The sequence below is a fragment of the Streptomyces sp. DSM 40750 genome (genome assembly GCF_024612035.1).
In the GTDB taxonomy this organism is placed as follows: domain Bacteria; phylum Actinomycetota; class Actinomycetes; order Streptomycetales; family Streptomycetaceae; genus Streptomyces.
In genome coordinates this window covers 2,760,037-2,773,094 of record NZ_CP102513.1, presented here as the reverse complement: position 1 = coordinate 2,773,094, position 13,058 = coordinate 2,760,037, and the positions used below count along the sequence as shown (strand labels likewise).

Sequence of the window (13,058 nt, the reverse complement as noted above, 5' to 3'; positions counted from 1 at the left end):
CGGCCACGGCCCGGGGCCGACTACGCCGGAGCGGGCGCCGCTTCCTTCTCCTCCTCCGCGGTGGCGGCCGCGGCTTCCTCGCGGTCGCGGCGCTCGCGGCGGACGAGGATGACATGGCCGATGGGGACGGCCGCGGCGAAGAGCCACCACTGAAGGGCGTAGGCGTAGTTCAGCGCCGCGTTCTCGTCGCCGGGGCTGCCGAGCGGTTCCGGGGTGTCGCCCTTCGGCTCGGGCTCGGTCAGCGCGAGGTAGCCACCGAGCACCTGGACGCCGAGGCGCTCCGCCTCCCGCTCGCTGTTGATCAGCATGATCTGCCGGTCCGGCAGGCCCTTGAGATCCTTGATGCCGCTCGCCTCGGTCGTCTCGTCGGGCATCAGCCGCCCGCTGACGGTGACCTCGCCGCGCGGCGGCGCGGGAATCCTGGGGAACGCGGTCTGGCTGGGGCCGTCCGCGGGGATCCAGCCGCGGTTGACCAGCAGGACCTTGCCGTCGTCGAGCGTGAACGGGGTCAGGACGTGGAAGCCGACCTCGTCGTCGGCGTTGGTGCGGCGGCGGACGACGACCTCGTCGTCGGTGTCGAAGCGGCCCTTCGCGGTCACCGTGTGATAGCGCTCGGCGCTGGTGACGGTGTGCCCGGGGGAGGTCAGCCGCTCCACAGGCACCGGCTTCGCGGCCAGCGCGTCGGCGACGAGCTGGTTCCGAGCGGTGCGCTCCTCATAGCGATGCATCTGCCAGATGCCCAGCCTGACCATCGTCGGGATCAGGATGAGCGCGAGCAGCGTGAGGATCACCCACTGCCGGGACAACAGAAAGCGGTACACCCCACGACCGTACAACTCGGTCGTGGGGCGCTTTCGGGCGGGTGTGCGCCCGGACCTCGTGGGGGCCGTCGTGGGGACGGGGTCACACCTTGTCGATGATCCCCGCCTTCCCCTCGGCCCGCGCGCAGTGGGCGCCGCAGTACCAGTGGCCCTCGACCTCGACGCCCTGACCGATGATCTGCACCCGGCAGTGCTCGCAGATGGGGGCCATGCGGTGGATCGCGCAGGAGAAGCAGTCGAAGACGTGCACCGCGCCCTGGGCATGGACCTCGAAGGTCATTCCATAGTCATTTCCGCAAACTTCGCATCTCGCCATGCGCCACAGGGTGAGCCGTCACCGCCGCGCGGGCGAGTGGGCGGCGGGCGAGTCGCGCGGCAATCACCCGTCCGTACGGGCCACCCGTACCGCCGCCCGGACGGGGCACCACCCGTACTGCCACCCGTACGGGCCTTGCGGACGGGTCACTCGTCTGCGGGCTCGACATCGCGGAGCAACTGCCCGAACGCGGCCTCGTCGACGACCGGCGTTCCGTACTGCAGGGCTTTGACGACCTTCGACGTCCGGGAATCCGGGTCGTTGGTGACGAGCAGACTGGTCACCCGGGACAGGCTGGTCGCGACATGCAGCCCCGCCTCGATCGCGCGGTCCTCCAGCAGGTCGCGTTCGATCGAGGTGTCCCCGGAGAAGGCCACACGCATGCCCTGCTTGAGCGGTCTGCCGTCTTCATAACGCCCGGGGTTGGGATAGGGGCATGCGGGCCGCTTCCGGGAGGGCCGCCAACTGGTGGGCCGATAACTGCCGTAGCCGCCGCCGCTGCCCGCCTGCTGCCCGATCCGGGGTGCGGCGGCGCCGTCCCTCCACTCGGTCAGCGGCCGGCACTCGTGCAGGGGCAGCCGGACGCCGCTCGCGGCAGCGACCCGCAGACTCGGCCGGAACGCCTCCGCCAGCACCCGCGCGTCGTCCAGCGCGTGGTGCGCCTGCTGCTGTACGACCCCGAAGTGCGCCGCCAGCGACTCCAGCTTGTGGTTCGGCAGCGGCAGCCCCAGCTCCTTCGACAGCGCGATCGTGCACAGCCGCTGCCGTACGGGCGCCTCGGTCTCCGCGCGCGCGTACTCCCGGGCGATCATCGACCAGTCGAACACCGCGTTGTGCGCGACGAGCACGCGGTCCGCGAGCCGCGAGGAGAACTCCTCCGCGATCTCCGGGAAGAGCGGCGCCCCTTCGAGCACGTCACTCGTCAGCCCGTGGATCCACACCGGCCCCGGATCCCGCTCCGGATTCACCAGCGTGTACCAGTGGTCCTCGACCTCACCCCGCGCGTCCAGTCTGTACACAGCCGCCGAAATTATCCGGTCGTCCCGGGCCAGCCCGGTCGTCTCCACGTCCACGACCGCGTACCCCTGGGGATACGCGGCTGGCCAAGGCGCTTGCGACGCTGCGGTCGTGTGGTCTTCGAGCATGGTCAATGAGGATACGGGCCGGGACTGACACTCCTGCGCGCGCCCGGCCGGGAAACGGAGGGCCACGTGCGTGTGCGTGCGGTGCGGTGCACAACGCCACCCCAGCACAGGGCACTTCGCCCCGTGCTCACCCCAGCTCGGCCACCAGGTCCCCGGCGGCCAGCGCTTCCAGACCGCAGCCGTCGACCGGGCCAGGCAGCAGCCGGTACGCCGCCCCGGTCGCGCCCGCCGGTGCCACGCCGCCGTGCACCAGGGCGAGGAACACGTGCTTCTTCGCGGCCACTTCGCCCGCGAGCGCGTCGGCCTCCGCCGCCGAACCGGCGAGCTCCCGCTCCTGCGGTGCCTCCAGTCCGCGCACCCGGGCCGCGAACTCCGAGTCCGTCTCCCCGTCGTGCCGCCGGTAGTGCCACAGCTCGTCGGCGGCGCGTGGACGCGGGGCCCGCCGCACCACCGTGATCTCGTCGCCCCGGGCGGTTCCGCGCCACACGGCCAGGTCCCACAGGCTCGTACGGCCGGAGGAGAAGTACAGATACAGGTCCTTGGCGACGCGGCCCAGGTCGGCGCCGTGCCGGTACAGGCTGTGGTAGCCCTCGGTGGCGGGCAGGTGCAGGTCGGTCCACAGGAACGTACGGCGGCTCAGGTCGACCAGCATCGGGACGTGGATGCGTGAGTCGCCCACCAGGTCGTAGCGCTGGCGGACCGTGCGCGGGTCGTACGACGCGTCGCGGTCCTCCTCGGCCGCGGACGGCAGCGCCATGAAGCCGGCGAAGGCGTCCAGGAGCAGCTCGAACGGGACGTCGTTGAAACTGAAGACGACGGGCAGGGCGAAGCGCACGCCGAGGTCGGCGAGCGCGGCGAGGTCCAGGTCGACGTACTCGGTCGCCCCGTCCGGCGCGGGCCCGGAGGTCAGGTCGCCGGAGTGGACGGCCGAGCGGCCCTCGTGCACGAGGTTCGTGTAGTCGCACAGGCCCGCGAAGTTCCAGTCCGCGTCGTACAGCGCCACCGAAAGGTCCAGGTCGACCTCTTTCTTGGCGGGTTGCATCCAGTGCAGGAAGAGCCGCAGGACCTCCCCTTCGGGTAGCGGCTGGGTGCTCCCGCGCGGCACCGCGACGAGGGCCTTGACGGCGGCGCTCTCGGCAGCAGGCACCGCGAGACCGGTGAGCGCCGAGTCGAGCACGGTCAGGTCGAGGCGCGGCCCGTCCGCGAGACGGCGCAGCGCTTCGGCCTCCAGCAGCGCGCACACCTCACCCGTCACCTTCGGCGACAGCGGCGCGCGCGTGTCGTCGATCGTGTACGAGTGGATCACCTGGCCGCGCGGGAAGAACACCCGCCGCTCGCCGGGGAGATGACGGATCCGCAGCCGGCCGAGCGCGGCCAACAGCGGGCCGGGGCCCGCCTCGGGCAGCACGCGACGCAGTACGTCCCCGAACTCCGCTGGCAGCACGTCGAGTTCGCGCAGCCGCAGCAGATGGTCGAGCCTGCGCAGCAGTTCGCCCGGCCGCTGGGCCAGCAGACCGAGGGCGGTCGGCGTGTCCGCCGCGTGCAGCGCCTGTTCGACTCGTGCAGCCCAGGTGGCCGCCTTGACGCGATCGCCGTCGACCCGCACGGCTTCCGGGTGCTCAGCGGCCGTGCGCAGCAACGCCGCACCAAGGGCGCCCTCGGAGGTGTCCGTGGCGCGCAGCACGGCGAAGGCGAGCGCCGCCTTCGGGTGGCGGGCGTAACTCTCTTACGGGTGCAGGATCTCGGCGGCGCGTTTCCAGCCGACCGGGTGCCGCAGCACGTCCTCGACCAGCGACGGCATCGCCAGTTTGTCGAGCACGCCGAGGAGCCGACGGCGCAGCGCGCGCGGGAGGGAGCGCATGCGTGGCGGGGCGAGCAGGTCGGCCTCGCCGCCGGACCATACGCACAGCAGCCGCAACACATCCGTCGCGGTGGTCAGGTGCGTGGCGAGCAACTCGGTCGCTGCCGCGCGGGTGTGCCGGTCGAGCAGCAGCATGCCGAGGACCAGCGCCTTGGTCTGGCGCACCGGGATGTCCTCCGGGAACCAGCCGAGGTCGGCCGGGGCGTGCGCCAGCAGGATCTTCACGTCGTCGCGGTCCTGCGGCGGCAGCGGCGTACGTCGGGCCAGCAGCCTCAGCAGGGCACGGACTGCGTCCGCCTTCGCGTCCTTGCCGAGCGCGAGCAACTTCAGCGGTCCGACGGCGAGTTCACGGGAGCCGCGTGAGTGCTCAGGCTTCAGGAAGGCGTCGGCGCCGTCGATGCGGCGGTGGCAGATCGGGCAGCCCGCGTAGTCCGCGCCGTCCCAGCACTCGCCGCACACCAGATGCGCGCACGGCGACACGGGGTGCACGCTGCCGACCGTGCCGCACAGCACGCACGGCTGGTTCGGCCACTGCAGCAGCAGGGTGAAGACCCGGTCGACGTACAACTGGAAGGTGTCGTCCGGCACCGAGGCCGGGAAGCTGCGGAACATGGGCATGTGTGTGCGGTCCGCGCCCAGTGCCGCGTCGATGTGCCTGATCAGCTCCCGGCCCGCGTCCCCGAGCCCGGCGGGCCCGAGCCAGGCGAGCGCCGCGTGCAGCTCCGCCGTCGGTGCGAATCCCCGGTCGAGCAGCTCTGCTTCGAGAGCGACGAGCCCCGGTGCCGTCGACGGGTCGCCCGGGCGCGGCCCGGCCTGGTCGACGTAGACGGTACGAAGGCGGCGGAGCAGCACGGACGACAGTACGGACAAGCGGAAGCCCCCCGGCAGGAAGAAAGGAAGAAAGGAAGGAGAGCAGAAGGTCTCTCGGGTGGGAGCGGAGAGTGAGCGCGCTGTGGGTGTCAGAGAAAGTGAGAAGGAAGCACGCTTGCGGAGCCGCCCCCGCGATCACGACTGTAGGAGGCCGCGGATCCCGGGCGCCACTCATTTATTTCGGCGCGCCCATTGGCGAAGGACGCCAAGAAGCAAGCGCGTACCACCGGAAATACTTGTCAGTAACAACGTCTAGCCCCAGCCCACCAGCGGTTCTACCGTGCCCACATGCCGAACCTGCCCGATGTCGTGCTGTGGTCGATACCCGCGTTTGTCCTGCTCACCGTGATCGAGGTGATCAGTGTCCGGATCCATCCGGACGAGGATGCCGCCGGGTACGAGGCGAAGGACGCCGCGACGAGCGTCGGCATGGGGCTCGGGAGTCTCGTCTTCGACCTCCTCTGGAAGATCCCGATCGTCGCGATCTACACGGCGGTCCACGCGCTGACGCCACTGCGCGTGCCCGTCCTGTGGTGGACGATCCCGCTGATGCTGCTCGCACAGGACTTCTTCTACTACTGGTCGCACCGCGGGCACCATGTGATCCGCATCCTGTGGGCCTGCCACGTGGTGCACCACTCCAGCCGGAAGTTCAACCTGACGACCGCCCTGCGGCAGCCCTGGACCACCTGGACCGTCTGGCCGTTCTACGTTCCGCTCGTCGCTCTCGGCGTGCACCCGGCCGCGCTCGCGTTCTGCTCCTCCGCCAACCTCGTGTACCAGTTCTGGATCCACACCGAGCGGATCGGGAAGCTGCCCAGGGCGTTCGAGTTCGTGTTCAACACGCCGTCGCACCACCGGGTGCACCACGCCTCCCAGGGCGGCTATCTCGACCGCAACTTCGGCGGCATCCTCATCGTCTGGGACCGGCTCTTCGGGTCGTTCGTCGAGGAGACCGAGCGGCCGGTGTACGGGCTGACGAAGAACATCGACACGTACAACCCTCTGCGGGTCGCCACCCATGAGTACGTCGCCATCGCCAAGGACCTGAAGAGGGCGGGGAGTTGGGGCGAGCGGGCGGGGTGGGTCCTCCGGGGGCCCGGCTGGGGGCCGGGGCGGCGGTCCGAGCGGCCGGTGGAGCCGCTCGCCGCCACCGAGGAGCAGTCGGCCACGGTCACGGAGACCGTCGCGTGAGACGGGGCAGGGGATCGCTCCTCCTCGTCGCCTTCGGCCTCGCCGCCGCCGTCGATCTCGGGTCCCTGGCCGGCGGGTTCACCTCCGGGCACGTGGTCGCCAAGCCCCTGCTGGTGCCGTTGCTCGCCGCATACACGTATGCGTGTGGCGGGCCCCGACTGTTGCTCGCGGCCCTCCTGTTCGGCTGGGGCGGAGACGTGCTCCTCCTCTCCGGCGCCGAGCCGGCCTTCCTCGCCGGGATGGGCTCCTTCGCGATGGGGCACGTCTGCTACCTCGTGCTCTTCGGGAAGGTGGGGAAGTCCAGGAAGACCAGGCAGCTTCCGTACGGCGTTGTGTACGGCTTCGCGTACGTCTTCGCCCTGGTCGCCGCCGTCGTGAGCCTGTGGCCGGGGCTTCCGGCGGATCTACGGCTCCCCGTCGCCGGCTACAGCGCCCTGCTGACCGCCATGGCATGGGCGGCCACCCGGGCGGGGCTCGTCGCGGGGCTCGGGGGCGCGCTCTTCGTGGTGTCGGACATGCTCATCGCGACCGGTGTCGCCGAGTGGCCGCAGCCGCCCCGGCCCGACCTGTGGATCATGCTCACCTATCTGGCGGCCCAGTACCTGCTGGTCCAGGGGGTCCTGCGGAACCTCGGCACCCGATCCGCGTCCACTCCGGCGTACGGCGAGATGTCCACGAACTCGGCCTGACCAGGCCGAACAGCGCGACGTAGCCGCTCACCAATGTGCCGTTCACCAACGTGCCGCTCACCAACTTGTCGCCCACCACTGGCCGCTCACCAGCGGATCGGCACCGGCAGCGCCGTCAGCAGCGCCGACACCGCGACGACCACGCCCAGCACCGCCACCTCCGCGCGGGCGGGAGCGCAGGCGTCGAGCGGGTCGGTCGCGCGGCGCAGCCGTAGCCGGGCCCAGAGGGCGAGGGCGGCGACGGCGACCACGAGGAGCACCTTGGCGAGCAGGGCGCGGCCGTACGCCGTCTCCGTCAGCTGGTCGAGGACCGTCCCCGGCGGCATCCGGCGCAGCGTGCTCCACACACCGGTGGCGGTGACGGCGGCGAGCAGAACGGCGGCCACGCGCGCGTAGCGGCCCAACAACGCGGCGCCCGCCTCCGTCGAGCGCCACGCGCGCGTGCACAGCGTCCGCAGGACGTGCGGCAGTCCGCCCGCCCACAGCGCCGCGCACGTCAGGTGCACGAGGGTCAGACCGGTGCCGACGAGCGGGCTGTACTCCGTGGTGGGGTGGGCGCGCAGCGCCTCCGCGACGACGATCGCGGCCAGGGGCAGCGCCTGCGCGGCCGGTCGGCGGGAGAGCGCGAGCAGGCCGGCCGCCGCGAACGCGTTGATCTCCAGGAGGGCGAGTCTGCCGTCCCGGGTCTCGTAGAGGCCGCCCACGTCGATGTCGGCGGGGGAGTCCGGCACCAGATTGCCCGTGGCCACGACCGAGGCCAGCCCCAACGCGGCCACGAAACCGGCCCCCGCGGCCCACGGCGCCCAACTGCGCGGCGCCTCCCTGGGCGCGCCCGGCACCCGCCGCGCCAGCCACACCACGAACAGCTCACCCGCCGGCACGCAGAGCGCGGCCAGCAACACCGCCCGCAGCAACGCGATCCCGCCCGCCCCGGGCGCCGCGGCCTCACCCGTACCGTCCAGCGCGACACGTGGCCCGAACAGCGGGACCAGCCCACCGACAGCCACCAGGACGAGCATGACGACGGCCCGGCCGGTCCCACCGCCGGGCCGCCCAGGTCGTCGCCCGGGTCGTCGCTCGGGCTCGTCCGCCGCCCCCGTCGCCTCCGCCGTCCGTCTCGTCAGGCTCACCCCGAAAAGTTCACCAGTCGCACCAGAACTGGGCAAGTGCCGGAAAACAACTGGCAGTTCGACATTCCGCCCATACGTACGAGTCGGGATGGCGTATGTCTCAGGAGTGCGGCGCATCAATCGGGGCGAATCGATTCCTCGGCACCGACCCCGGCGTCAACGCCACACCGCCTCGTCCGCCCCCCAAGGCCCCGGCGGCCGCGACCAGTCACCCGGCCCGCCCTCGAAGGACACCGGCGGCAGGGCGTACCTCAGCCGTCCCAGCCGGCTGTCCCGCTCGGCGAGCCATGCCTCCGGCCCGCCGCAGACCTCGAGCCCGCCAGGACCGTGCTCGATTCCGTCCGTCAACCAGGCCGCCGTTCGCGCGAGCGACAGCCGGACGAGTCGGGCGCCGCTTTCCTCGGTCCGGTCGGTGAGCGCGCGCAGGACCGCGGCGGCCAGCAGATACCCCGTGCCGTGGTCGAGGGCTTGCACGGGCAGGGCACCCGGCATCCGGATCGACCCCTCGGCCGCGGCGATCCCGGTGGCCACCTGCACCAGGCTGTCGAAGCCCCGCCGCCCGGCCCACGGCCCGGTCCTGCCCCAGGCGGAGAGCTGGGCGACCACGAGGCCGGGCCGTCGCACGGCCAGTGCGTCGGGCGTGAGCGCGAACCGTTCGAGCGCCCCTGGCCGGTACCCGGTGACGACGACGTCCGCCTCCGCCAACAGGTCCTCGAACACCCGGCGGTCCGCCCGCACCGCCAGATCGAGCGTCACCGACCGCTTCCCGAAACCCGTGTCGGTGTGCTGGTCGAGGAGCTCGGGCATCCCCGGCGGGTCGACACGCAGCACGTCCGCGCCCAGCAGGGCGAGCGTCCGGGTGGCGACCGGCCCCGCGATGACCCGGGTCAGGTCCAGGACCCGCACACCGGCGGCGGGCGACAAAGGCCCCTCGGCCAACGGTCCGAGCACACGCGCGTGTGAAGCACTGACGCCGTCCAACCGCTTCCACTCGACCAGCGGCCGCCTGCGCACCGCCGCCGCCTGCCCATGCGCGGCCCACTCCTCGGGCGTCCGCAGCGCCACGGCCAGGCCCCCGGCCGCGTACACCGCCTCCTCGACCTCCAGCGACGCCCGCTCGGCGAGCGCCGACCCGACGGCGGCGACCGGGTCGCAGACACCCTCCGCCACCCCGAGCGCCGCCAGCAACCGCCCCCGGTGATGCGGATAGTTCGCGTGCGTCCGCACCCACCCGTCCGCCGTCCGCCAGAACCGCGACAGCGGCGCGAAGGTGACCGGCGCCCGCCCGTCGACCAGCAGATGCCGTTCACTCACGAAGGCGGTGCCGACCGCCCCGTCGTCCACCCGTACCCGGGGCACCTCCGCGAGCCCGGCCCGCCGCGCCCCCAACTCGGCCGCCGCCAGCGCGCACACCCCGACGCAGGCCCGCGCCAACTCCCGTACCGGCAGCCGGGCGGCCGGCACCCCCTCCCTTACGACGGTCGAGACCCGCGGCAGCAGGGCGGGGTCGCCGCCCAGGGCCGCCCACGCACAGTCCATGTCTGTCATGACCCGCACTATGCAACGGAAGGGCCGGGCGGTACGCCACCGCCCGGCCCGAACTCCGTGGGAAAAGCCCCTACTTGGTCACCGCGTCCAGTGCGTCCGCCGTGCCGAAGCCGTAGAAGCCGTTGTAGTTCCTCGGCCCCTCGCAGACCGCGTCGACCTTGCCGTCCCCGTCGATGTCGTACGGGTCGGTGCAGGGCGTGGCATCGGCCTCGGCGTACAGCAGCGCCTTCACCAGGGCCGCCGGGGCGTGCGGGTGGGTCGACTTGATGAGGGCGGCGACGCCGGCGACGTGCGGGGACGCCATCGACGTACCGGCCATGTAGCCCCATGCGCCGCCGGGCAGGGGGCCCAGGATGAGGCCGCTGGTGGCGGGCGGGGCCGGGGTCTGGAAGCGGGTCGAGTCGCCGCCGGGCGCGGCGATGTCGATGACGCCCAGACCGTGGTTGGAGAAGGACGACTTGAGGCCCTTCGCGCCGGTCGAGGCGACCGTGACGACACCCGGCAGCTGGGTCGGGATGTCGAGGCACTCGGACGGGTCGATCACCCGGTCCGACGGTGTCGAGTCGTTAGGGGACACCGGGTCGGTGATCTCGTCGGCCGCGAGGTCGTAGTTCTCGTTGCCGGCCGCGGCGACGTTGACCGCGCCCTTCTTCTCCGCGTACCTCGACGCCCGGGCGAGGGCCTCGACGAGCGCCTCCTGGTCCGGGTCGTCCTCGCAGTTGAAGTACCAGGGGTCGGTGTAATAGCTGTTGTTGGTGACGTCCACGCCGTGCTCGGCGGCCCACATGAAGCCGCAGACCACCGCCTCCGTGTAGAAGTAGCCGGCGGTGGTGGACACCTTGATGCCGGACACCTTCACACCGGGCGCCACGCCGGTGACGCCGACGCCGTTCTTGGCGGCGGCGATCTCACCGGCCACGTGCGTGCCGTGCGCGCTCTCCGTGGGCCCCGGCCGCCAGGCGCCGTCGGTCGTGTCGGGCCTGCCCGTCACACAGTTGACCGAGGCGTCGCGGTCGAAGTTCGGCGCGATGTCCGGGTGGGTGTCGTCGACACCCGTGTCGATGACGGCGACCGTGACGTCCCGGCTGCCGAGCGACACCTCATGGGCCTTGTCCGCCTTGATGGCCGGCAGATCCCACTGCAACGGCTCCAACGGGTCCTGCCCGTCCGCCGCCTGGACGTCCGCCATCTCCTCGGCGGTCAGTACCTTCGGGGTGCCGACGTCGGTGGTCGACTGCGCGGGCAGCGGCGCGGTGCGCGTGGCACCGGCCGACTGGACACCGCGCACGCCCCGGATCGCGGCGGCGAAGCCGGCGTCCGAGGAGTGGACGACGATGACGCCGATCCGGTCGTACGACGTCACGATCGTGCCGCCGGCCTGAGCGATGGCCTTCTTGACGCGGGCGGACGGACCGTGCCCGGGGTGCACGTTGACCACATAGCTGAGCGGTGTCGCGTCGGCCGCCACTCGCCCGGTCTCCGCCGCCGAGGCGGTGACGTTCGGTACGACGGCGAGCGCGGTCGCCATGACCATCCCGAGCGGGATGGCCACCAGACGGCGCGAGCGCTGGTGAGGCGCTGTCATGCTGTCTCCAGTTCGTCCGTGAAACGAGCGGTGTGAAGCAGTACGAAGCGGTTCGAGCTGTGCGGGAACCCGGTCCCCGCGAGGTCTTGGTGCTCCCCGGGCAACGGGGGTTACTTACTTCTTGACGGCCTTCAGGGCGTTGACGATGCCGAACCCGTAGAAACCGTTCACACGCGGGCTGCCCTCGCAAACCGCGTCCTGGGTGCCGTCGCCGTTCTGGTCGTACGACTCGGGGCAGGCCTGCTCGTCCGCCTGGGCCTTCAGCAGCCACTGCAACTGCTGCGGGCTCGCCCACGGGTGCGTGGACTTCAGCAGCGCGGCGACACCGGCGGCGTGCGGCGACGCCATCGACGTGCCCTGCAGGAAGCCGTACGCGCCGTTCGGCATGGTGGACAGGATGCGGCCGTCCTTCGACGGGGTGTCCGGGAGCTGGTAGCGCCGGTCGCCGCCCGGGGCAGCGATGTCGATGACGCCGTCGCCGTACGTGGAGTAGTACGACTTCTCGTTCTTCACGCCCGTCGCGCTCACCGTGACGATGCCCGGCAGCTGGGTCGGCACGTCGAAGCACTCACTCGGGTCGATGGTGCGCTCGACCGGGGTGGTGTCGTTGGGGCTGGAGGCGTCCAGGATCGCGTCCGAGGCGAGGTCGTGGTTGGAGTTGCCCGCCGAGGCCAGGTGCAGGGTGCCCTTCTTCGTGGCGTACTTCTGGGCCCGGTCGACGGCGTCGACGATGGCCTTCTGGTCCGGGTCGTCCACGCAGTTGTAGAGCCACGGGTCCACGTAGTAGCTGTTGTTCGTGATCTCCACGCCGCGGTCGGCGGCGAACACGAACGCGCAGACGACGCTCTCCGCGTAGAAGAGGCCGCTGCTGCGGTCGGTCACATTGATGCTGGAGACCTTCACACCCGGCGCGACACCGGCGACACCGACGCCGTTGCGGGCCGCGGCTATCTCACCGGCCACGTGGGTGCCGTGGTAGTCCTGCGGGGTGTACGGCCGCCAGGAACCCTCACTGGTGTCCGCGACACCGCCGTTGCAGTTGGCCGACTGGGAGGCGGAGAAGTTCGGCGCGAGGTCCGGGTGGGTGTCGTCGACGCCGGTGTCGATCACGGCGACGGTGACCTTCTCGCTGCCCGGGTTGATCTTCGCGGCCTTGTCGGCGCCGATCGACCGCAGGTCCCACTGGTCGGCCTCGAGCGGCTCGGCGTCGGGGATGTCGGCCGAGGCGGCCTTCACCTTCGCGGCCTCCGCGTCCGTCAGGTAGTCGACGGCACCCAGGTCCGTCGTACCGGCGGGGGTCAGCGGCGAGGTCCGGGTGGCGCCGGCGCTCTGTACCCCGCGCGCGGCGCGGATCGTCGCACCGAACTCCGGGTTGGTCGAGTGGACCACGATCACGCCGATCTTGGCGTACGTGATCACGACCTTGCCGCCGGCCGCGGCTATCGCCCTCTGCACCGAGGCGATCGTGTGCTTGTCCGTCTTCGTGTTCACGACGTACGAGAGGTCCGGGCCCTCCGCGGTCGCGGCGGTGGACTCCCCGAGGGGGGCCGCCGAGGCGACACCCGGCAGGAAACCGAGCGAGGCGGTCAGCGACAGGACGACCGGCACCGCGAGTGCGAGCCGTCGTCTGGAGCGCAGATGAGCCATGGGTTCTCCACATCATCCTCAAAGAAACCGGCCCGCGACACATGGGTGCCCGGGCAGGTACATGACGTTGGTGGTGCAGCCCGAAGCTATCGCCGGTCGTCGCCGGCCAGCAATCACTTCGCGGGTGAGAGACCGAAGTAGAGGGGTAACCCTCGAAGTCGGCGCTGTTCCGGGCCCCTTTCCGAATCGGTTTTCGAAAGAGACGCGCACGGTTGAACCGGTCCTAGCGCGCCGCCGTGACGTTGTGCAGGG

Annotated in this window: 10 protein-coding genes and 1 pseudogene; 2 read left to right on the top strand and 9 right to left on the bottom strand. The window is 71.6% G+C overall.

Translation table 11 applies throughout. The features are described 5' to 3' along the window. Positions 1–20 precede the first annotated feature (20 nt). The 5 genes and pseudogenes from JIX55_RS12370 to JIX55_RS50880 all read right to left on the bottom strand — a co-directional run bounded on the left by JIX55_RS12370 (position 21) and on the right by JIX55_RS50880 (position 5,013). Positions 21–821: an SURF1 family cytochrome oxidase biogenesis protein gene (locus JIX55_RS12370; RefSeq protein ID WP_257563348.1), complete on the bottom strand. Its 801-nt coding sequence runs from the start codon at positions 819–821 to the stop codon at positions 21–23. An 82-nt stretch (positions 822–903) separates the two neighbouring features. After that, complete coding sequence (locus JIX55_RS12365; protein WP_257546955.1) at positions 904–1,137, bottom strand: hypothetical protein; 234 nt, start codon at positions 1,135–1,137, stop codon at positions 904–906. Positions 1,138–1,283: 146 nt separating this feature from the next. Beyond that, complete coding sequence (locus JIX55_RS12360; RefSeq protein WP_257563347.1) at positions 1,284–2,282, bottom strand: DEDDh family exonuclease; 999 nt, start codon at positions 2,280–2,282, stop codon at positions 1,284–1,286. 127 nt (positions 2,283–2,409) lie between these two features. Next, positions 2,410–3,996: pseudogene (locus JIX55_RS50885) on the bottom strand (MXAN_6230/SCO0854 family RING domain-containing protein); the annotation flags it as partial. A gap of 12 nt (positions 3,997–4,008) precedes the next feature. Further along, positions 4,009–5,013: an RING finger family 4 domain-containing protein gene (locus JIX55_RS50880; RefSeq protein ID WP_306820000.1), complete on the bottom strand. Its 1,005-nt coding sequence runs from the start codon at positions 5,011–5,013 to the stop codon at positions 4,009–4,011. 288 nt (positions 5,014–5,301) lie between these two features. Here JIX55_RS50880 and JIX55_RS12350 point away from each other — a divergent pair, with 288 nt between their 5' ends. Both JIX55_RS12350 and JIX55_RS12345 read left to right on the top strand, forming a co-directional pair. Beyond that, the gene (locus JIX55_RS12350; protein ID WP_257563346.1) at positions 5,302–6,207 is read left to right on the top strand and encodes a sterol desaturase family protein; all 906 of its coding nucleotides are present in this window, start codon (positions 5,302–5,304) and stop codon (positions 6,205–6,207) included. Then, positions 6,204–6,896, top strand: coding sequence for a lysoplasmalogenase (locus JIX55_RS12345; protein ID WP_257563345.1), 693 nt, complete (start codon positions 6,204–6,206; stop codon positions 6,894–6,896). The genes JIX55_RS12350 and JIX55_RS12345 overlap by 4 nt, the downstream gene beginning before the upstream one ends. A gap of 86 nt (positions 6,897–6,982) precedes the next feature. Here the strand turns inward: JIX55_RS12345 and JIX55_RS12340 are convergent, their stop codons facing one another. The 4 genes from JIX55_RS12340 to JIX55_RS12325 form a co-directional block, all read right to left on the bottom strand. Then, positions 6,983–8,026: a CopD family protein gene (locus tag JIX55_RS12340; RefSeq protein WP_257563344.1), complete on the bottom strand. Its 1,044-nt coding sequence runs from the start codon at positions 8,024–8,026 to the stop codon at positions 6,983–6,985. Positions 8,027–8,182: 156 nt separating this feature from the next. Further along, the gene (locus tag JIX55_RS12335) at positions 8,183–9,574 is read right to left on the bottom strand and encodes a CoA transferase (RefSeq protein ID WP_257563343.1); all 1,392 of its coding nucleotides are present in this window, start codon (positions 9,572–9,574) and stop codon (positions 8,183–8,185) included. A 70-nt stretch (positions 9,575–9,644) separates the two neighbouring features. Further along, on the bottom strand, positions 9,645–11,159 hold the full coding sequence (locus tag JIX55_RS12330) for a S8 family peptidase (protein WP_257563342.1): 1,515 nt from the start codon (positions 11,157–11,159) through the stop codon (positions 9,645–9,647). Positions 11,160–11,273: 114 nt separating this feature from the next. Then, entirely contained in the window at positions 11,274–12,806 is a 1,533-nt protein-coding gene (locus JIX55_RS12325) for a S8 family peptidase (RefSeq protein ID WP_257563341.1), read from the bottom strand. Positions 12,807–13,058: the final 252 nt, after the last annotated feature.

Coding starts and splice junctions, on each gene's coding strand:
- JIX55_RS12360 (WP_257563347.1), bottom strand. CDS start 2,282: ATGCTCGAAGACCACACGACCGCAGCGTCGCAAGCGCCTTGGCCAGCC.
- JIX55_RS12325 (WP_257563341.1), bottom strand. CDS start 12,806: ATGGCTCATCTGCGCTCCAGACGACGGCTCGCACTCGCGGTGCCGGTC.
- JIX55_RS12330 (WP_257563342.1), bottom strand. CDS start 11,159: ATGACAGCGCCTCACCAGCGCTCGCGCCGTCTGGTGGCCATCCCGCTC.
- JIX55_RS12335 (WP_257563343.1), bottom strand. CDS start 9,574: ATGACAGACATGGACTGTGCGTGGGCGGCCCTGGGCGGCGACCCCGCC.
- JIX55_RS12365 (WP_257546955.1), bottom strand. CDS start 1,137: ATGGCGAGATGCGAAGTTTGCGGAAATGACTATGGAATGACCTTCGAG.
- JIX55_RS12350 (WP_257563346.1), top strand. CDS start 5,302: ATGCCGAACCTGCCCGATGTCGTGCTGTGGTCGATACCCGCGTTTGTC.